A 19,457-nucleotide genomic window follows, 5' to 3' on the forward strand; every position below is an offset into this window, starting at 1 on the left:
GCCCCCGGCCGGTCATTCTTCCTCGAGGGCGCTCTCGATGTAGCCCTCGATGCCGGGGCTGGCCGGCAGCTGCCGCTGGCGGATCGCGCCATACACGCCCGCCACCGCGGGAATGAGCGGCATCAGCCAGAACACGGGCGAGTCACTGCCGGTGACCGCGGAATAGTTGACGACGATCAGCACGCCGATCGCCGTGAGGATGACAGCGGACACCAGCGGCGCGATCCGCGCGGTGAGCCATCCGCCGGCGATCTTGCCGCGAGCGCGTGCGACTACGACGCTGATGGAGGCGCCCACCATCATGGCAATGAGCGAGAGCGCGGTGATCCCCGAGATCGCCGGGAAGAGCGTGGAGAACACGTCGACCTGCATCAGCACGAATGGCAGCAGGAGGAGGAACGAGAATCCGACCTGAACAAGCGACGACACGTAAGGCGCGGCGTGCTGACCCCTTGTGCGCGTGAGCGCCTTCGGAAGGAGATGGGCGCGAGCCAGGGCGAATTGGTAGCGCGCCGCCATGTTGTGGAAGGCGATCGCAGCGCCGAAGAAGCTGATCATGATCAGAAGCAGGATGACTCCCCCCGACCAGTCGCCGATGTACTCACTCGCTGTCGCCACGACGATGGCACCGGGATCCGCCGCCGTCACGCCCACGACGTCGTCGTACGCCGCGACCAGGGTCCAGGTGGAGATGACGAAGACCACGGCCAGAAGTGCGAGTGCCACGTAGGTGGCGCGCGCCACGCTGCGGTGACCGCCGCGGGCTTCCTCGGAGTAGATCGTCGAGGTCTCGAAGCCGCCGAAGCTGAGCAGGATGAACACCAGGCTGAGCGCGAGGTTCCCGCTGAACACCGCCTCGGGCGCGAACGGCTGCAGCGTCCAACCACCGGGGTTCTGCACAGCGACGCAGACAGCCAGGATCCCCACGAAGACGAACTGCAGGAGGGACGAGCCGATCGTGATCTTCTCGGCGGGACCGAGCCCTCGCATACCGAGCGCGGCCAGCGCGGCGAGCGCGACTAGCGTGAAGACGTACCAGGGAATCTCGATCCCGGTGTACATTGCGAGCGCCATCGAGGCATAGAAGCCCGTGGCCGCGGACATGCCGGCAGCTGCGGCGTTATAGGCGATCGTGGCTACGAAGGCGACGGCTGTTCCAGCCGGCTTTCCCAGGCCGAAGCTGACGAAGGCGGCCTGACCGCCGGCGCTCTTCACATATCGCGCCAGCAACAGATAGCCGACCGCGAAGACTGCCAGCAGCACGCCGACCACGACGAACAGTCCCACAGTGCCGATCCCCACGCCGTAGGCGATGCTGACGGCGATGTTCGTGGCCAGCGCCGTCAGCGGCGCGGTGGCGGCAACGATCATGAAGATCATGCCGACGACGCCGATACTGTTGGGACGCAGCGCGACTGAGCTCGCCGGTGCGGCCAGTGTAGGTTCGGCGGTCATTTCGACTGCTCCGCAGGCAGGCCGAGGATCCGGCCGCGGTCATTCCACACCCACGGCTGCTCGCTCTCGTGCGGTGACGGATCCAGCAGTTCCACGATGTAGTGAGTCACAGCCTGGGGGCCGACATTGCGGATCCGGTGCGGTGTCATTGGGCCGCCGGAGCCGACAGTCTTGAAGAGCACGAACCCTGGCTCTGCCTGCTGCGTGAGCCCCCAGTCAGGGTCACCGAGTTGCTGCGCTTGCGCGTGACCGGGGTCGGGCCAGATCACGACGTGGTCGTGGAAGTGCTGGTGGTAGTCGAACATGCCCCCCTGGCCTTCGAGCGTCATCGCCCAGACACGGACGCGGTCGTTCTCGAAGATGAGGGTGTCGCCCGGCGTCGACGGTATGGCGGTGTCATCACTCATGACGAAGCCTCTCCTATTGCGTGGCAATCCCATTGATTGCATGCAATTAGTGTGCCGGACCCGCGTAGCGCCGGGATGTCCCGAATGTTGCGGCTATGTAAAAGCCGGAGCGCTCAGCTCAACTGATCGATCCGCGCCAGCATGATGTCGCGTGCCGTCTCTACATGGGAGGCGGCAAGGCGGCGCGCTCGATCGCCGTCACCTGCATCGATGGCAGCCGCGATGTCCGCGTGCTGTTTCGCATTCTGGGCCAGCAGCCGCGGGTCGCCATGCATCGCCATCCAGCTCGTGTTGCGCGGAAGCCGGTTGTGCAGCAGTTCTGACGATGCCTTCAACTGCCGGTTGCCGGCGGCATCGAAGATCGTGCTGTGGAACAGAGAGTTCGCGGTATGCCATTTCGTGCGCAGCAGGTCCTCGTCGACACTGCCTCGTTCGACCGTGTCAACCACCTCGCGGAAACCCGCCACGGCCGTCGCCAGCTGAGCGAGCTGCGCCGTGCTGATGCGCTGCGCCGCCAGTTGCGCTGCATACCCCTCCAGCAGCGCGCGCACCTCGATGACCTCGATGACGTCGCGGCTTGTCGGTAGCCTCACCCGGAATCCGCGATTCGCCAATCGCTCGACAAGCCCCAGAGTCTCGAGCCGGCTGAGCGCGAGTGCGACGGGAGTTCGGCTGACGTTGTACTCGTCCGCGAGCTTCGCCTGCCGGAACCACGTGCCGAGCTCGAATTCGCCTGCGCTGATCCGCTCCCCCAGCGACTCGGCGATGGCCTCGACCGTATAGGCGCGTTCTGCCTCGAGTGAATTCACCGCTCGCGATCCGACTGGACTCATCCGTCGCCTCCTCAGAACATTTGCCGACGGATTGCATACTATCCGGCAGGGCCGGCATTCATCGTCCCGCCGCGTACCCGAGCGCGCCGCGGGGGTTTGCCGCGGCGGTGAGCGCTCCCGTGCGTGGATCCCGGCCGACGGCAGAGAGGCGCCCGAGTGTCCACCCGCCGACGACGGTGACCTCGTGCCCCCGGGCGCGGAGATCGGCGATCACCGCCACTCCCAGCCGGTCCTCGGCGATGACACCCTTGGGCTCCCAGACCCGCGGCCAGAAAGAGCTCGGGGCATGCGTGGTGTGAAGGTTCGGGGCGTCGATCGCCTCTTGCGGCGAGTACTGCCCGATCACCCTGCGGAGGATGTAGGGCAGCTGCCACTGGTCCTGCTGGTCACCGCCCGGCGTGCCCAATGCCTCGCAGACCCGGCCCTCTATCGCGATCATGGTGGGAGACAGCGTGGTGCGGGGCCGGTGACCCGGGTTCAGCGCGGCGGGGGCGGAGGGGTCCAGCCAGGTCATCTGCAGGCGGGTTCCCATAGCGAAGCCGAGGTCGGGAATCGCGGGAGACGACTGCAGCCAGCCGCCAGATGGCGTGATGCTGACGAAGTTGCCCTCGTCGTCGACGACGTCCAGATGGCAGGTGTCGCCGCGAGTGTCACCGGTCGCCTTCACTGTTGGCTCCCCGACGCCGGCGTAGCCCTCGGAGGAGTGTGCGTGAAGCGGGGGGATGAAAGGCTCGAGACCATCGATGTGGCCCGGCCGCCACGATCCGTCAGCCGCCGCCGCGATCAGAGCGGCGCGCTCCCGGGCATAACCGTCGCTCAGAAGAACATCGGTCAGTAGGGCACGGGCATGCTCGCCGTAGTAGGCCTCCCTGTCGGCGAAGGCGAGCTTCAGCGCTTCGATCATCAGGTGGGCGCCGCGCGCCGTGGAAGGATCCAGATCCGCGTCGGGGAACTCGGCCAAGATCGCGAGTGCCTGCAGCAGCACCGGGCCTGACCCCCAGGCCGCGGGTTTGAAGACATCCACTCCGCGGAACCGGTAGGAGACCGCGTCTTCCCACGTCGCGTCGAAGGCGCGAAGATCATCGCGAGTGAGGACTCCTGCATGGTCACCGCCGTCGGAATGCCGGTGCGGGCGGCCCAGGAACTCGACGGTCGCTTCGGCGACGAAGCCGTCCCGCCACTCGCCGAGCACGGCGTCGATCCGTGCCTCCCGCGTAGCGCCCCGCTGCGAGGCCGCCACCAGGCGCTCGAGCGCGCTACCCCAGACAGGATTCCGGAACGGCTCTCCCACTGAGGGCGCCCGGCCCGCCGGCATCCAGATCGCCGCGGAGGTAGGCCAATGCTCGCGGAACAGACCTCCGACGGTTCGGACGACGCCCGCCCATCGCTCCGAGACCGGCACCCCTCGGTAGGCGTAGTCGATCGCATACGCCACGACGTCGGAGAACTCCCACGTGCCCAGATCGCGCAGCAGTTTCAAGAGCGCGGGGACCGCCCCCGGGACTGCGGCAGCCAATCCGCCTGCCCCAGGCACGGCATCCAGACCCTGTTCGAGGAAATGATCGATCGTCGCGCCGGCTGGCGCCGGCCCTTGACCAGAGAGCACGAGTGGTCGCTCGCCTCGCAACGAGACCAGCCCGACCAGGTCACCACCAGGTCCATTGAGGTGGGGTTCCGCTATGTGCAGGACGAAGCATCCCGCCACCGCCGCGTCGAACGCGTTACCCCCGCGTTCGAGCACGCTCTGAGCGGCCCCCGTCGCCAGCCAATGCGTCGACGCACTCATGGCGAACCCGCCGACGAGGGTAGGGCGCGTGGTGAAGTTCGCCGGGCGTGACCAGATTGAATGCAACATGAAGGTATTGTATGCATACCGCCAGAAAGGATTTCCACGTGGCACGAGTATGGGGAATGGTTGCGACGGTCTTCACGCCGGATGGAGAACTCATCGATCACGACTCGCAGGGGCGGCTCGTGAAGCATCTGGTCGCTGCGGGCTGTACCGCGCTCGGCGTGTTCGGTCCGATCGCGGAAGCGGAGACGCTCTCCCGCGCGGAGAGGCAGGCGATCATCGCCACGGTACGTCGCGCCGCACCATCCGTTCCTCTGGTCATCGCGATCCCTCCGACCCGGCTCGACGCCCCCGCCGCGCCGGAGTTCGATACGGAGTCGCTGCCTCCCGGGAGCGCCCTGCTGTTGCCCTGCGCACGCAGATCCGCCCGCGAGCTCATCGCGGACGCCGAACGCTGGCGCGCCTCATGGGGCCTGGACATCGCCTTGGAGGATCGTCCCGGTCCCGACCGCCAGGTGCTGCCGGTGCCGGAACTCGTCGCGGCGGTGAGCAATGGACGGATAATCGCCGTGAAGGAGGAGGCGCCGGTCAGCGTCGAGCGGGTGCGGGCGCTCCGCGAAGAGACGGCCGCCGTCGTCCTGGCTGGCAACGGTGGTGCCGCGGCGCTGGACGAGCTGCTCGCGGGCGCCCAGGGTCTCGTCGCAGGAATCTCACGTCCTCACGAGATCGTCGCGCTCGCACACGCGTGGGAGCAGGGCGATGTCGACCGTGCAGCGCTGATCCACGCTCGCATCGCGGCCCTCATCGCGTTTGAGTCCCACTCCGCCCGCAGTGTCGGCATCCGGAAGGAGACCTGGGCGCGCCAGGGAGTGATCGCATCGGCAACGGTTCGGCGTCCGGGCGCGGACTGGATACCGCATCTCGAACCACACCTCGAGATGCACCACCGTCTTGGGGGGACCCTGCCCAGATCGACCAGGTGACCCGTCAGCGCAGATGTGCCGCGATCACTCCGAGAACGGGATCCGGATACTCGAACGCGAGTGCATGCCGAGCCCCAGGCACGGGCACGAGAGCCGCTCCGGGGATCGCCTCGGCGATCTCCACCCCCGCGGAGTACGGGATCACGGGGTCGTCCGTCCCATGGATGACCGTCGTCGGGACGTGGATCTTCGACAGTGCCGGGAGTGTGTCATGAGCCGACAACGCCCCCATGCGGCGAGCCCGCTGCTCAGGCGTCCGCGCGACGATCGTCGCTCGGACCGCTGCGACGATCTCTGATTCAGCGGCCGCCGAGTCGCTGAGAGCCCCACTGAGCGCCCACCGCTCGCGCTCGCCCGCGGGAACCGCCCGTGACCGCTCAATGTAATCGAGAACCGGTTCCGGTGAGGCCGTCGTAGCGACGAGGATGAGTGAACGGACCCGGTGGGGGTGCCGAAGCGCCAGATGCTGGGCGAGCGCGCCACCGAACGACGTTCCGACGACGTGGACGGCGTCGAGCCCGAGCGCGTCGAGCAGGTGGGCCGCGTCGTCAGCGAGATCACCCATCTCGTAGGCCAGGTCGACGCCCTCGGGCGCGGCGGTCGCCGGCTCGAGGTCCCGCTGGTCGTACGAGATGGCTCGAACGCCAGGCGGCAGCCGCCTGATCAGGTCGACATACTGCGTGCGGTCGCTTTCCGCACCGTGCAGCATCAGCAGCGGCTCACCCGCGTCGGTGTCGATCACTCGGGGCTTGAGGCCGTTTGCGAGGGGGACGATCCGGTCGATCATGAAAGCTCCTTGAGGATTCGAACGCGTGCATCGCGGTGATGCTCGCCGACGGCCGCCACTGTTGCAGTGACGACGCAGGCGAGCGCAACGCTCCACGCGAAGTGGATGGAAAGCAGCAGCGCGCCCGCGATCGCGCCGGCGCCGATGAGGGACACCGCCAGGAGACGGCGCCGCCAGGGGTGCGCGTTGGCTGCAGCGAAGCGCGAGTCGTAGGCGAGCCCCACCAGAGTCGACGTGACCACTACGGTCGTGACGTCTTTCGCGGCAACCGCTCGGGCAGCTCCAGCCTGGATCCCCATTGCGAGCCCCAGCGCGCCGGTCACCACCTCGGCGATGGGGTGCGCCCGCAGCGGGATGGCCGACGACAGCACGGCGACGAGCAGCAGCAGACCCGTCACCGCCGCTAGCAGACGCGTCGTGGTCGAACTCCACCCGCCGGACTCGCTGCGGGCGATCCGTCCGGCGATTGCCGCGCCGACGACGAACGCCAGCAGAGCGACGATCGGGCCGATTATCGGAAGATCGTCGGCGCCCGCCAGGGCCATCCCGAGGATCGCCACGTTGCCGGTCATGTTTCCGGTGAACACCCGGTCGAGGCCGAGATAACCTGCGGCGTCGATCACGCCGGTGGAGAAAGTAAGGGCAAGCATGAGCGCGACATGGATACCCTCGGCATCCACCCGCTGGTAGAGCCGGTTCACGCTGCGCGCAGGGGGAAACGGAGATTCCGCTCGGCCAGAGCGGAGGCGGTGTCCGGCACCATGATGTCCCGCGCCTCCGGCACGCCTTCCTGCGCGCGGAGGACGTGGCCGCGGTGTGCGGCCTCGTAGGCGGCATAGGCAGACGACAGCTCGGCGGCGCCGGGCGCGACGAGCGCCTCGCCGAGGGCCCTCGCGCCCATCATGGCGAGCGACGTGCCGCGGCCGGAGAACAGCGCGGCAGCATGAGCCGCGTCGCCGACGAGCACCACACGCTCGTGGGACCACGTCGTCATCCGGACCTGGCTCACGGAATCGAAGTAGAGATCGGGGGCGTTTCGCACAGCGTCCGTCAGTTCCTGCACGCGCCATCCGTGCTCGCCCTCGAACGCGTCGAGGATCAGCTGTTTCTGTGCGTTGAGGTCGTGGTAGTCGTATTCAATCTCCGGACTGCGAAACGCGAGGAACCCCAAGGTGCGGGACCCGAAGTCGGTGATTCCGGCGAGGAGACCCGGAACGTTGTAGGTGAAGCTCTCGCCGTGAGCACTCGTTCCGAGCGGTAGCTCCACGATGGAGAAGTAGACGCCGAGATGGCGACGAAAGTTCAGCTCCGGCCCGAAGACAGCCCGCCGGACGCTGGAGTGGATGCCATCAGCGCCGATGACGATGTCGAACGGCTTCACCTTGCCGCTCGCGAAGACCACCGTCACAGCGTCCGGGGACTCTGTCACACCGACCACAGACTCGTCGTACACGAACGTGACCCGGTCGGCGATCAGTCCGTGCAGGATGTCGATCAGACTGTCCCGCGCGATCTCGATGTCCTCGTCGGAGTCGCTGGCCTCGGAGTTCGGCAGCGCTGCGACCGGATCGCCGTTGTGGTCCACGAAAGTCGTGAAGTGCTCCCGGCCGCTGTTGACCACGCGTCGCGCGTAGATCTGGTCCAGAATTCCCATCTCCCGTGCGATGTTGAGCGCCTCACCCCGCACATCAATGGGCGAACCGGTGCGCCGCAGTGCCGGTGCACGCTCGACGACGGTCACCGTGAACCCGCGGTCAGCGAGCTGGGCAGCCGCGCAGAGGCCAGCGATAGAGGCTCCAGAGACAAGTACCGACGACATCGCGCCTTCCCTTCCGTTCGGATGCTATCCCTGGAAAATAGCATGCAATTGTTTCGGGAGGGTTTCCAGCCGACGGCCCACGTCCCACGGCCGGTGTCCGCTGAGGGCATCGCGTGATGGCGGTTCGACGCCGACGACTGCTTTCCCAGTACCCCTATCTCAGGCCTCGCGTGCGTGCCATGCTCGTCACCTGTCAACCCCGGAACACAGGTGGGCCGCCTGAACCTGAGCTGGTCGTGCGCCGGCGAGTACCGGAGAAACGGGAGGAGCCGTCGATGCACGATTCGATTGTCCTGCTGACGGAGCGGCTGCGTTCGGCAGGGATCACCGACGTCATCTCGATCGAGCCTGTGACCGGTGGGCTCGCTGCGACGGCGGGGATCGCGCAGCGTTCGGACGGCGGATCGATCTTCGTCAAGGCGTTCGCCGCACCATCGGGCGACGCTTTCGCTGCCGAGGCGGAGGGTCTCGAAGCTTTGCGAGCGCTCGCCGGCGTCGTCACCCCCGAGGTGTTGCTGGCCGGCAGCGACGTGCTCGTCCTCTCGGTGTTGATGCGCAGGCCCGACTCTGAAGAATTCTGGGAGCAGCTCGCGCACGCGCTGGCCCGCTTGCACACCAACACCTCCCACCCGAGGTTCGGCTGGCACCGCGACAATTGGCTGGGTCGCCGTCGACAGGTCAACACCTGGGACGACAACGGATTCGAGTTCTTCGCTCAGCACCGGCTGCTGCGGTGGCTCGACGAACCCCGCGTGGAGGCAGCGCTCTCCCCCGCGGATCGGGCTGCGCTGGAGCACCTGTGCGCACGACTGCCCGAGCTGCTCCCCGACAAGCCTGCCTGTCTGACGCACGGCGACCTGTGGGCGCAGAACGTGCTGAGCTCGTCGGACGGGCAGCCCGCGCTGATCGACCCCGCGGTCTCGTACCTGTGGGCAGAGGTGGACCTCGCGCATCTGTGGACGACCGCGCCACCCCCCGAGGCACGGGTTTTCTTCGACCGCTACGCGGAGTTGACCTCCCTCGATCGAGACTGGCGACTGCGCATGCCGATCCTCCAATTGCGACAGCACCTCGCGGTCATCGCTCAGTTCGACGACGACTGGGGCGCAGCCGACGCGGTGCGGACGACATTGGCGCCGTTCCGGCGGATCGCCCCGAACTGATCAGGGCATTCAACCCGCGAAGCGCTGAGGGCGGCTACCAGCAGACTCCGTACCAGCTCGCGGTCGAAGCGATGAGCGCCGCCCCCTGGGCGGGCGATGCCGATCAGACTCCGCAGGGCCACGGCTCGAACCGTCGCGTCCCGCCAGTCAGCCGAGAATAATCGCGCTCGGCGACCCGCTACCGATCGGCTGATTCCCTGCGGGCGAGCGCGTATCGTCGCGCGTGTCAGGTCGATGGGTAGACGTTCACGCTGTCGGCGCGCGTGCGGGCAGCGAGCACGAGGGCGAGAATGCCCAGGCCGAGCGTGCGCGCGAGGAACCCCACCGCGCCCAGGAGGATCGCCACCTCCGCCGTGATCTGCGCGCCCGTAGCCCCGGCGACAGCAAACAGCAGCTGCGGCAGGACTACCGCGGCGGCGGAGAGCACCAGCGCCCACAGCGGCGCCCACCGCCACGGCCCGGGGACGACCTTCGCTCGAGCGATCTGAACCGCCGCTATCGATCCCGCAGCGAAGGAGACGAGCAAGTTCACCAAGAAGACCGTCGTCAGCACGCTCTCCGCCGCGCGGTACGCCTCGAGCCCGGCGTCGAACGTCGCGGCGTCCATGGTCGGCAGGAACGGCTGCGCGACGCGCATGACAAGGGGCCAAAGGGCGACGACAGCGAGCGCCGTCGTCCCGAGTGGACGTCGCGCGACGACGCTTGCCTCCTGCGACAGCCCGATCGCGAACAGCAGCACCGCGCCTGCGAACACGATATCCATCGCGACCGCGATGGCCGACGCGAGACCGAAGACGGAGTATTGAAACATCCCCATCACGCCGCACAGCACGAGTCCCACGCCGCCGGTCGTCCAGGTCAAGCGAACTCGTCCCATCCTGTGACCATAGCCGGTGACCGATCGGGCCTCTCGCCGGCGCACCCGTGATCACTGTTCGCGGGCCGTCTCACCCTCGGCGACGACGGCGCCAGCAGCGTCATTCGACTCCCGTTCGTCGCACGGCTCGTGTGCTGCCTGCCTCTCAACGGCGCACCACGTCGCCCGACCCCGACACCCGCACATCGGTGCTCGGGTCACCCGAGTACGTCACTCGGCCGCTGCCCGAAAGGTCGACCGAGAGGCTGTCGCTCGCCGAGACATCCACCTCGCCCGACCCGGAGAGGGTGACGACGGCATCCTGCGCCTCGAGCTGTTCGGCGTCGACGTTGCCGCTGCCCTCCAGGTCGACGGAGATCTCGGCTGCCGAGCCGGTCAGGGTGACGTCCCCCGACCCCGAGATGCTCACCTCGACACGATCGGCCGCGAGGCCCGACCAGTCGACGTCGCCCGAGCCGTCGATGTCGAGCTGAACGGTGCCGTCCGCCGAGACGGTCGCTTCGACATCACCGGAGCCGTTCAGCTCGATCCGCTCCAACTGCGGCAGGGTCAGGTCGTACCGCACGTCGCCGAAGCCCATCGTGAAGCCGGGAGTGGTCGCCAGCACGAGGGTGTCGCCGTCCACATCGGACGTGAGACGGTCCATCATCCCGCCCGGCGCGTGCACCGTGAGCGCCGGTTCCCCCTCCGACACGACGAGATCACCGGATGTCTCGAGCATCACCTGCGACACCTCGCCGATGTCGCGCTCCTCGGAGGTCATCGGGCCGACGGGGATCATCAACGAGCACCCCGACAGCGCGAGGATCGACGCCGCGATCGCGAGGACGCTCGGCAACCGGCATCCGTTTCCGTTCATCGGTTGCTCCTCCTCGACCGCAGTTGTGCCGACAGGTCCAGGGCGAGCTCGACAGCCCTCGCCGGATAAGGGCGAGGCCGCGGAGAGCCTGAGCGCTCCCCGTCGCGCCCATCGTCACCATGATGGAACTCCGAGCGCGCTCGTGCCACCCCTCCGAGTTCAGGCAAGGTGCTGACGGGCGAAGTCGCCGCATTCCGCGAGCGCGGCGCGCGCCGCGAGGTGGTGCCTCGACCAGGCCTACCTGCGCGCGCGGCGAGTCGAGGCTTCCGCAGAGCGGTGGGTGGCGGCATCCGTCTACTTCCGTCGATCGCGAACCGCCCCACCGACCGACACCGCGGCGTAGAGGAAGAGGGAGCCGGCGACGACCGCCAGGACGATGGCGCGATTCGAGCCGTTCAGCACGTTGTTCACCCAGCCGAGCAGCGGCAGGCTGTACCAGAGCGTGCCGCGGATCTGCACGGGCTTCACCGGCGCAGGATCGACCGCGTCGTTGTTGTCGCCCTTCGTGACGAAGGTCAGCTCGCCGTCGGCGTAGGTCTTCGACACCACGCGGTGGCTGACGACGGCCGACTCGCCCGAGCTGATCTGATACGTGACGACGTCGCCGACGCGGATCTCGTCGACCGGCGTCGGGCGGATGACGACGAGAGTTCCGGGCGGCAGGCCGGGCTCCATCGACTGGGTGAGCACCGTCATCGCACTGCCGCCGATGACGGCGGGCAGGCCCACCACGGCGACCGCCACTGCGAGCAGCAGCACGAGGATCGACGCGCTGAGCGAGACGGCGAGGTAGTGCAGCAGGCTCTGTCCCTCGTCACGGCGACGGGCGTCGGCGCGGCGCGTTCGGCGCGACGACGGTTCGGCGGCGCCTGGCGTCGGGAGAGTGGTCGTGGGCACGGGAGTGGTGAGGGTCATGGCATCACGCATTCGTACTTGATGTTGGAGTTGCCGACGGCGGTGCGCCGCACCAGGAGGGTCGGGCTGTCGGACGAGACGGTGCCCGCGGCGGTCTTCTCGGTGGCGACGATGCGGAGCTCATGAACGCCGTCCGCCGTGATGTCGGTGCCGCCAAGCACCACCGAGAGGGTGGCGGCGCTGGAGCTCAGTTCCTTCACGACGACGTTCGCCTTGTCGACCAGGCGGTACTGCAGAGTCGCACCCGCGCTCCGGTTGGTAGGCGCGGCCCAGCTCAGCTGCACCCCGTGCGGCGGAGCCTGCACGCAGGCCGGGGCGCCCGCAGCGGCGAGACCGTGAACCGACTGGGTGAAGGCGGCGGTGGTCGCGGTGGTGGTCCAGCTCGTGCCGACGAGACCCGTCACGGCGAAGGTCGCTGTGACGGCCTGCCCTGCCAGCGGAGAAGCGCTCTGCGCGTCGAGCTGCGTGGCGACACACACCACGACGGATGCCCCCGGGGCGAGCGTGCGCGCCGCGGTCGGCAGGGCCGGAGCGGCGTTGGCCAGGGTGGTGTTCTCTGCCGTGCTCGGCGCGGTGGTGCCGCAGCCGCTCCCGGTCCACAGGCGCAGCGCGATCTTCTCGGCGAGGGCGGCACTGCTGCCCGCGCCCAGCTGCGTGGCCAGCGTGTACGACAGCGGCGCCCCACCGGTGTTGGCGATGGTCAGCTGGCCGGTCGCCGGGGCGCTCGTGTCGGCACGGTAGGTCGTGGTGAGCCCGCCCGTGAGCTGCGCCGTGGTCGCAACGGTGGCGGACGAGACGGATGCCGCCATCGACGCGCTCGCCATCCACGCGGCGGTCGCGCCGCCCGCGCCGCCGAGCACCGCGAGGGTGACGATCGCGGCGATCGGGCCGAGCAGGCGGCGGATCATCGGCGCACCTGCGTTCCCGAGATGGTGATCGTGAGAACGGATGCTGCTTCCCCGGCCGCTGCGGCAGGCGCGGTCTGCGGCAGGCCGACGCCGATGCAGAGCAGCTGCGACGCGCCGGGGGCGAGAGTGAGGCCCAGGTCCGACGCCGCAGCGGCGCCGACACCGGTGGTCGCCGAGGCGGCGATGCGGCCTGCGGTGCAGTCTGCGACCGAAGCGGCGGGGCCGACGGTGACCGCCACCGCGCTCGTGAACGGCGTGGCTGCCGTGGAACTCGTCACCCGGTCGATTGTGAGAGCGAGCGGTGTGGTGCCGGTGTTGCGCACCGTCGTCGCCCCGGAGATCGTGCGTCCCGGGTACAGGCCCGTGGCCGACAGGTCGACGGGCGTGGCGGTGAGGCCGGACGACCCGGCCTGCAGGGTGACCGCCGCAGCCGCGGGTGCCGCCGCCGTCCAGAGCGCGAAGGTGCCGCCGCCGGCGAGGACGCCGAGCACGATCGCGCCCGCCGTGCCGAGTGCGCCCAGCAGCAGGCGCCGCGGAGCCGCCGCACGGCGGGCGACGCGCCGTGCGGCGTGGCGGCGAGTGCGGCGGCTCATCGCGGCTCCTACTCGGTGTGACGGACGTGGAACCGGAGACCCGCCTCTCGGGTGGAGACGGGCCCCCGGGGCTTACTTGGTGTTCTGCGTCAGGCTGACCGTGAGCTCGTCGAGCGTGACGGCGCCGTTCATCGCGTCGTTGTTGCCGCCCACGACATCGCCGTACGGGAAGGCGATGGTGACTGTGACGGTGACGTCCTGGCTGACGACGTCGCCAGCCGGGGTGACGGTGAACGTGGGTCCGGAGCCGGTGATGCCGGCACCCGAGGCCGTCAGGACCGCGGAGTCGGTGAGGTAGCTCGCGAGGGCGATGTCAGCCTGCTTCGTCGGGTCGGCGGGCGCGATCGACGAGTCGGTCAGGGCGAGGGTCGCGCTCAGGCTGTCGCCCTCGGCGCCGACGCTCATCGTCTTCGTGTAGGTGAGCACGTCGCCCGGGACGATCGCGTAGTCCGCGATGTCGATGGCAGAGCCGTTGGCGGTCCAGGTGCCGGCTTCCTGCGACGCCTCGACGACCAGGTTGCCCGAGACGATGGATGCGCCCTCGGCCGTGGCCGACGAGTTCCAGGTGGCGAAGGTGCCCGCGCCGCCGAGCAGCAGAACGACACCGGCGGTGGTGGCGATGGAGGCCTTGACGATCTTCTTCATGGGAGTGTCCTTTCGCGGGCGGCGCCCGCTTGTTCTGGTGAGGAGCGAAAGGTGCGGGTGGGCAGTCGGTGAGATTCCGATCGCTCCTCGAGCACGACTTCAGTCTTCGGCCGGCACCGCAAGGCGCCGCCGAGCAAGCGCCAGCAGTACCGCAAGATCGCGCGAAGGATTCAGCGAGCCCGGGAGCGGTTCCGCAAGAAGCGCAAGGCCAGCGCAAGACTCCGCTGAGACGCGCGGCATCGGTGCTCCGTCACCGGAGTCGGAGTACGTCCGTCGGAGGCCTCAGGATTCGACGCGCACGAGCTCCGCGACACCGATCGACGAGTCGGCCATGCCATAGAACACGAAATGCCGGTCGCCGATCTTCTCGATCGCGGTGGGGAAGACGACGTTGCTCATCGTGCCGTGGATCTCCCGGGGAAGCTCGGGCTCGAGAAGCGGCTCGGTCGTGCGCGCGATCACGCGCCGGGGGTCGTCGGGGTCGAGCAGGATCGCGCCGACGGCATAACGCGATCCGGGTGCGAGCGAGAAGCCCGTGGGGAGCTGACCGGCGACCCCGTGGTGCAGCAGCAGCCACCCCTCGGGCACGCGGAGCGGGGGTGGGCCGGCGCCGATCTTGGCGGATTCGAATGCCGCGACCGGACCGGCGACCGGGGCCGAGTCCTCGACGTAGGTGAGTGCGGCGGGGTCGCGCTTCGCGGCGGCGAGGTCGATGTATCCGATCCAGATCGACGCGCGCACGTCGTCGACGCCGGCGGGCGGGCGCACGCCCTCGCCGGGTCGCAGCCAGTCGAGGTCCCACATGGGTCGATGCAGCAGCGCGAGCTTCGGCTCGCCGTCCGGGACGGGCACCGCCTGGGGGAAGAAGACGATGTCTTTGTTCGTGTACAGATTCAGATCGGTGTCGAGCTCGGGCTGATAGGCGAATAGCAGCGGGCCGAGGCGTTGCCACGAGACGGTGTCGTGCGACACGGCGAGCGCGGGTTTCGGGCCGAACGGGCCGAACGCGATGTACGACATGACGTGGATGCCCAGCGGTTCGACGAAGGTGATGCGCGGGTCCTCGACCCCCGCGTTGCGACGGCCGTACTCCCAGCCCTCGTCGGGTGCGAGCACCACGCCGAGCCGTTCGACGCCGACCGGCACCCCGTCCTCGATGACGACGCGAGCACGGCCGATGCGCGAGACGTTCGCCAGGGCGACGATGCGCGGGTACAGGTACAGCTCGCCGTCGCTCCCCCACGCGGTCGCGGGGTTGAGCACGCCTTCCACTTCGAGCGGGTCGCTCACGTCTGCGGTCATGAGCGTCCCCACCCGCCGCAGCGCGTAGGGCACCCTCTGCGTGGTGGCGATGTCGGGTTCGGTCATTCGGACCCCGTATCGTGTCGGTCACTGCCCCGTCGTCGGCACAGGATGAACGGATGCCGCGTTCCGCGGCCGCACCGCGGTGAACAACAGGATCGCCCACCCCGCCGCCTTACGCCAGGGCGACATCCCTCGTGCTCTGCGCGCACGCCGCGCCGCGGCATCCGTTGTCGTTCTCGACTCGGGTCCTGCGCAGCGCTCAGAGCGCGGCTGCGGGTCCCAGTTCGGTCAGGAGCGGGTTCATCGTCGTCCACGTCGTCGGTGCGGCGAGGAACGGAGCGACCCTGCGGTCCAGCTCGGCGAGCCCCGGCGACTCGTTGTGGCGGTCGAGGTGCGCATGCGAACTCCACTTCTCGATCAGCACGATCGTCCCGTTCTCGGCGTCGTGGATCGCGTACAGGAGGCAACCCTCCTCGCGATGCACCTCAGGAAGGTACTCGCGCAGCGCCTCGATGAGTTCGCCCTTGCCCTCCGGCCGCGGAGTGAACACCGTGACGACCACCGCCGCCTCCGTGTTCTCGGCCATGCCTCCTCACCACCACCATGAGCGCCCGTGCAGCATGTCGCCGAAGTCCTCCGGCGTCCCGCGCCCGGTGTGCCGCGCCCCGAGGTAGCTGTCGACCACCGCGCGCCCCAGGTCGTCCAGTTCCGGCGCCACGACCTGTCCGCCCGCGCGACGCGCGAGCGCATCGATGAACCGTGCCAGCCCCGGATCCTCGCCCAGCCGGAAGAACGTCGTCTGCGCGCCCAGCCGCTGGACGTTGTCGAGCTCGCGCACCGTGACGGCGACCGTCCGCGAGTCCGGCGGGTACGAGAAGAACACGCTTCCATCGGGACGCAGGTGCGACGTCGGCTCGCCGTCCGTCACGATCAGCAGCACCGGCTGCGCGGTCGGATTCTTGCGGAAGTGCCGCTGCGCGAGCAGCAGCGCGTGCTGCAGGTTCGTGCCCTTGTCCCACACGGCGTCCTTCGCGGTGAGCTGCTCGATGTCGATCACCTCGGCGTGGCGCGCGAACGCGATCAGCTGCAGCTTGTCGCCGCGGAACCGCGTCGAGATCAGGTGGTGCAGCGCCAGCGCCGTGCGCTTCATCGGCACCCAGCGGCCGTCCATCGCCATCGAGAACGACGTGTCCACCAGCAGCGCGACGGCGGCCTGCGTGCGCTCCTCGGTCTCGACCACCTCGACATCCCGCGTGTCGAGCCGCACGCCGGCCGACACATCTCCCCCGTCGAGCACGGTGCGCAGCACCGCATTCGAGACCGTACGCGGGATGTCCCACGGCTCGGTGTCGCCGAACGCCCACTCGCGCGTCGAACCGGTGCGGTCGCCGGCGGCGCCGACGTTACGCGTCTCGCGACGCCCGGTGCGACCCGACTGGCGCGTCGCGATGTCACGCAGCAGCGCTCGGCCCAGCTGCCGCATCGCCCGCGGGGTCAGCCTGAGCTGCCCGTCCGACGCCCGCTGCAGCATCCCGGTATCCCTCAGCTCCTGCTCGAGCTCCTGCAGCGTGCGCGCGCTGACGGCGGCGTCCTCGCCGATGAGCCGCTCGAGCGCGTCGAGATCGATGTCGTCCATGCGCGCGCCCGGATACATCTGGCCGAGCTGGTCGGTCAGCGAGTCGAGGTCGGAGAGGTCCTGCATGATGCCGGTCGCCTCGCCGAGCCCCGTCGGCTGATCACCGGAGAAGGATGCCGAACCCGACCAGTCCTCGCCGGGCCGAAGAGAGCGCAGATTGTCGTCGAGACGCGACAGCGACTGCATGAGGTCGGGCGAGCCGAACGCCTGCTCGGCGAGGCTCATCAGCTCTTCCCGCTGCTCGGGGGTCATCGAGTTGAGCATCCGCTGGGCCGCGGCGGAGCGCTCGGCGAGGGTGTCGAGCAGCTCGTCGAGGTTCTGCGGATTCTCGGGGAACTGATCGCCGTGCTTGCGCATGAACTCGTCGAAGTCCTCCTGGGTGTCCTCCCCCATCCGGCGCTTCTCGAGCAGGTCGTTGAGATCGTTGAGCATGTCGCGGATCGCCTGGCGGTCAGCATCCGTCGCGTTCTCGAGCGCGTTCTTCATGCCGGCGAAGCGCTGATCCAGGAGCTCCCGCCCGAGCAGCTCGCGGATGCGGTCGTAGTCGGCCCGCGCGGTCGGACTCTGCCACTCGTAGTCGGCGAGATCGTTGATGGCCGCGGCGGTGCTGGCGGGGAGGTTCTCGAGGCGCATCTCGGCGAAGGCCCGCACGTCGTCGTCGTCGAGGTTCACGTCGCGGACGAGGTGCTTGCGCTCCTCGAGCACGGCGTGGTCGAGCAGCCGGCGGACCTCCTCGAGCGTGCCGTCGAGGCGATGGCGCTGGGTGAGCTGGGCGCGGCGCTCGCGCACCCGCCGGGCGAGCTCGTCGAGGCCGAGGCGGTTCTGGTCGCCGCGGCGGAGGTACTCGCGCATCGCGCGCTCGGCGGAGGTTCCCTCCATGACGTCGCGCCCGATCGCCTCGAGCGCCGACTGGATGGGAACCGGAGGCGCGAGGGGATCGCCGCCGGCGTAACGGCCGTAGCGGGAGGTGTGCGCGGGCGTGCGGTGGAAGGAGCGGGGCATTACAGGATGCCTCCCCCCGACGTGTCAGCCATAGACAGTCTCACCGCCCGCGCTGTCTTTGCCGATCTTCTTCTCGAGGTACAGCGACTCCAGGAGCAGCTCCAACGCCCCCGCGCGCTCTCCCGGCGTCACGGCCTCGAGCCGCTCGGCCACCTGGTCGTACAGGTCCGACTCGCCGAGCACCGGCATCGCGGCCAGCACCTCGGCCGCGGGCACCTGCTCCCCCGTCATCACGGTCGCACCCGTGTGCAGCGCGTCCGCGAGGGCCCGCGAATCCAGTCCGCGCAGATGCGCCCGAGCGGTATCCGCCACCGCGGTCCGCAAGAGATGCTCGAGGATCGCTCGCTCGCGGCCCTCCTCCCCCGTCTCGAACTCGATCTTGCCGCCGAGCACATCGACGGCGGTCTCGAGATCCACCGGACGAGCCACCGCCACCGCCTCATGCTGGCGCGTCGCGCGGTGCAGGGCCGCCGCGGCGATCGTCTCGGCGCCCGCGATGGCGAACCTGGCGGATACGCCCGCGCGCTGGTCCACAGCATCCGATTCCCGAAGATTCCGCGTGAAGCGCGCGAGGATCTCCAGGAGGTGCGAAGGCACCTCGGCGACGAGGTCGGCCTCCTGGCGGATGACCGCGATCTCCTCGTCGATCGTCTGGGGGTAGTGCGTGCGGATCTCGGCGCCGAAGCGGTCCTGCAGCGGCGTGATGATGCGGCCGCGGTTCGTGTAGTCCTCGGGGTTCGCGGTGGCGACGACGAGCACGTCGAGGTCGAGGCGCAGCACATAGCCGCGGATCTGGATGTCGCGTTCCTCCATGACGTTCAGCAGCGACACCTGGATGCGCTCGGCGAGATCGGGCAGCTCGTTGATCGCGACGATGCCACCGTTGCTGCGAGGAACGAGCCCGTAGTGGATGGTCTCCGGATCCCCGAGCGAGCGGCCCTCGGCGACCTTGATGGGGTCGACGTCGCCGATGAGATCGGCCACCGAGGTGTCGGGGGTGGCCAGCTTCTCGGCGTACCGCTCGCTGCGGTGGCGCCACTTCACGGGCAGGTCGTCGCCGAGCTCGCCGGCGCGGCGGATGGATGCCGGGGCGATGGGGTGGAACGGATGCTCGCCGAGTTCCGACCCCTCGATGACCGGGCTGTACTCGTCGAGGAGCCCGTTGAGGCTGCGGAGCAGGCGGGTCTTGCCTTGGCCCCGCTCGCCGAGGAGCACGATGTCGTGGCCCGCGAGGATCGCGCGCTCCAGCTGCGGGATGACAGTGGTGTCGAAGCCGTGGATGCCCGGCCACGGATCGTCGCCGTTCGCGAGCGCGGCGAGGAGGTTCTCGCGCATCTCGATGCGGACCGGGCGGTACGTGTGACCCGACGCGCGCAGCTGGCCGGCCGTGGTGATCGCGGGTGAAGGCGTCATGTCGGCACGCTACGCCTGGTGCGCGGGGGTGTGGGCCGGATCGGAGGATTTGCTCAGCGTCGGTG

General features: G+C 69.0%; 19 protein-coding genes. 2 read left to right on the forward strand and 17 right to left on the reverse strand.

The genetic code is table 11. The annotated features are described in order from the left end of the window. Positions 1-12 precede the first annotated feature (12 nt). The 4 genes from JNB61_RS12910 to JNB61_RS12925 all read right to left on the reverse strand — a co-directional run bounded on the left by JNB61_RS12910 (position 13) and on the right by JNB61_RS12925 (position 4,550). Entirely contained in the window at positions 13-1,455 is a 1,443-nt protein-coding gene (locus JNB61_RS12910) for an APC family permease (RefSeq protein WP_220339877.1), read from the reverse strand. Further along, the gene (locus JNB61_RS12915; protein ID WP_220339878.1) at positions 1,452-1,862 is read right to left on the reverse strand and encodes a hypothetical protein; all 411 of its coding nucleotides are present in this window, start codon (positions 1,860-1,862) and stop codon (positions 1,452-1,454) included. The genes JNB61_RS12910 and JNB61_RS12915 overlap by 4 nt, the downstream gene beginning before the upstream one ends. A gap of 113 nt (positions 1,863-1,975) precedes the next feature. Further along, the gene (locus JNB61_RS12920) at positions 1,976-2,671 is read right to left on the reverse strand and encodes a GntR family transcriptional regulator (protein WP_220339879.1); all 696 of its coding nucleotides are present in this window, start codon (positions 2,669-2,671) and stop codon (positions 1,976-1,978) included. 82 nt (positions 2,672-2,753) lie between these two features. Next, positions 2,754-4,550 carry a gamma-glutamyltransferase family protein gene (locus JNB61_RS12925; RefSeq protein WP_220339880.1) on the reverse strand — a complete coding sequence of 599 codons (1,797 nt, stop codon included), beginning with the start codon at positions 4,548-4,550 and terminating at the stop codon, positions 2,754-2,756. A gap of 38 nt (positions 4,551-4,588) precedes the next feature. Here JNB61_RS12925 and JNB61_RS12930 point away from each other — a divergent pair, with 38 nt between their 5' ends. Beyond that, a complete protein-coding gene (locus tag JNB61_RS12930; protein ID WP_220339881.1) occupies positions 4,589-5,470 on the forward strand; it encodes a dihydrodipicolinate synthase family protein in 882 nt (293 codons plus the stop codon). A 4-nt stretch (positions 5,471-5,474) separates the two neighbouring features. On the opposite strand, the gene JNB61_RS12935 is transcribed toward JNB61_RS12930, so the two are convergent. From JNB61_RS12935 to JNB61_RS12945, 3 genes are read right to left on the reverse strand one after another with little or no spacing between them, the layout of a single operon-like run. Then, complete coding sequence (locus tag JNB61_RS12935) at positions 5,475-6,257, reverse strand: alpha/beta fold hydrolase (protein WP_220339882.1); 783 nt, start codon at positions 6,255-6,257, stop codon at positions 5,475-5,477. Further along, positions 6,254-6,958 carry a YoaK family protein gene (locus JNB61_RS12940; RefSeq protein WP_308291264.1) on the reverse strand — a complete coding sequence of 235 codons (705 nt, stop codon included), beginning with the start codon at positions 6,956-6,958 and terminating at the stop codon, positions 6,254-6,256. Before JNB61_RS12940 ends, JNB61_RS12935 begins: the two co-directional genes overlap by 4 nt. Next, on the reverse strand, positions 6,955-8,076 hold the full coding sequence (locus JNB61_RS12945) for an FAD-dependent monooxygenase (protein WP_220339883.1): 1,122 nt from the start codon (positions 8,074-8,076) through the stop codon (positions 6,955-6,957). Before JNB61_RS12945 ends, JNB61_RS12940 begins: the two co-directional genes overlap by 4 nt. 275 nt (positions 8,077-8,351) lie before the next feature. On the opposite strand from JNB61_RS12945, the gene JNB61_RS12950 reads away from it, so the two are divergent. Beyond that, a complete protein-coding gene (locus JNB61_RS12950) occupies positions 8,352-9,239 on the forward strand; it encodes a fructosamine kinase family protein (RefSeq protein WP_220339884.1) in 888 nt (295 codons plus the stop codon). Positions 9,240-9,465: 226 nt separating this feature from the next. Here the strand turns inward: JNB61_RS12950 and JNB61_RS12955 are convergent, their stop codons facing one another. From JNB61_RS12955 to JNB61_RS13000, 10 genes are all read right to left on the reverse strand, one after another. Further along, positions 9,466-10,116 carry a hypothetical protein gene (locus JNB61_RS12955; protein WP_220339885.1) on the reverse strand — a complete coding sequence of 217 codons (651 nt, stop codon included), beginning with the start codon at positions 10,114-10,116 and terminating at the stop codon, positions 9,466-9,468. Positions 10,117-10,261: 145 nt separating this feature from the next. Further along, positions 10,262-10,975: a head GIN domain-containing protein gene (locus JNB61_RS12960; protein ID WP_220339886.1), complete on the reverse strand. Its 714-nt coding sequence runs from the start codon at positions 10,973-10,975 to the stop codon at positions 10,262-10,264. A gap of 294 nt (positions 10,976-11,269) precedes the next feature. Further along, positions 11,270-11,890 carry a signal peptidase I gene (locus JNB61_RS12965; RefSeq protein ID WP_220339887.1) on the reverse strand — a complete coding sequence of 207 codons (621 nt, stop codon included), beginning with the start codon at positions 11,888-11,890 and terminating at the stop codon, positions 11,270-11,272. Further along, positions 11,887-12,798 (reverse strand): hypothetical protein, encoded by a 912-nt coding sequence (locus JNB61_RS12970; protein ID WP_220339888.1) that lies wholly within the window; start codon positions 12,796-12,798, stop codon positions 11,887-11,889. The genes JNB61_RS12965 and JNB61_RS12970 overlap by 4 nt, the downstream gene beginning before the upstream one ends. Beyond that, positions 12,795-13,391, reverse strand: coding sequence for a hypothetical protein (locus tag JNB61_RS12975; protein WP_220339889.1), 597 nt, complete (start codon positions 13,389-13,391; stop codon positions 12,795-12,797). Before JNB61_RS12975 ends, JNB61_RS12970 begins: the two co-directional genes overlap by 4 nt. Before the next feature lie 72 nt (positions 13,392-13,463). Continuing rightward, positions 13,464-14,036 (reverse strand): alternate-type signal peptide domain-containing protein, encoded by a 573-nt coding sequence (locus JNB61_RS12980; RefSeq protein ID WP_159846346.1) that lies wholly within the window; start codon positions 14,034-14,036, stop codon positions 13,464-13,466. Between the two features lie 282 nt (positions 14,037-14,318). Then, positions 14,319-15,404 carry a glycoside hydrolase family 130 protein gene (locus JNB61_RS12985; protein ID WP_220339890.1) on the reverse strand — a complete coding sequence of 362 codons (1,086 nt, stop codon included), beginning with the start codon at positions 15,402-15,404 and terminating at the stop codon, positions 14,319-14,321. A gap of 196 nt (positions 15,405-15,600) precedes the next feature. After that, positions 15,601-15,927, reverse strand: coding sequence for a putative quinol monooxygenase (locus JNB61_RS12990; protein WP_220339891.1), 327 nt, complete (start codon positions 15,925-15,927; stop codon positions 15,601-15,603). 6 nt (positions 15,928-15,933) lie between these two features. Next, positions 15,934-17,979: a vWA domain-containing protein gene (locus tag JNB61_RS12995; RefSeq protein ID WP_220339892.1), complete on the reverse strand. Its 2,046-nt coding sequence runs from the start codon at positions 17,977-17,979 to the stop codon at positions 15,934-15,936. A 24-nt stretch (positions 17,980-18,003) separates the two neighbouring features. After that, complete coding sequence (locus JNB61_RS13000; RefSeq protein WP_220288371.1) at positions 18,004-19,392, reverse strand: AAA family ATPase; 1,389 nt, start codon at positions 19,390-19,392, stop codon at positions 18,004-18,006. Positions 19,393-19,457: the final 65 nt, after the last annotated feature.

The sequence above is a fragment of the Microbacterium ureisolvens genome (assembly GCF_019511645.1).
Taxonomy (GTDB): Bacteria; Actinomycetota; Actinomycetes; order Actinomycetales; family Microbacteriaceae; genus Microbacterium; species Microbacterium ureisolvens_A.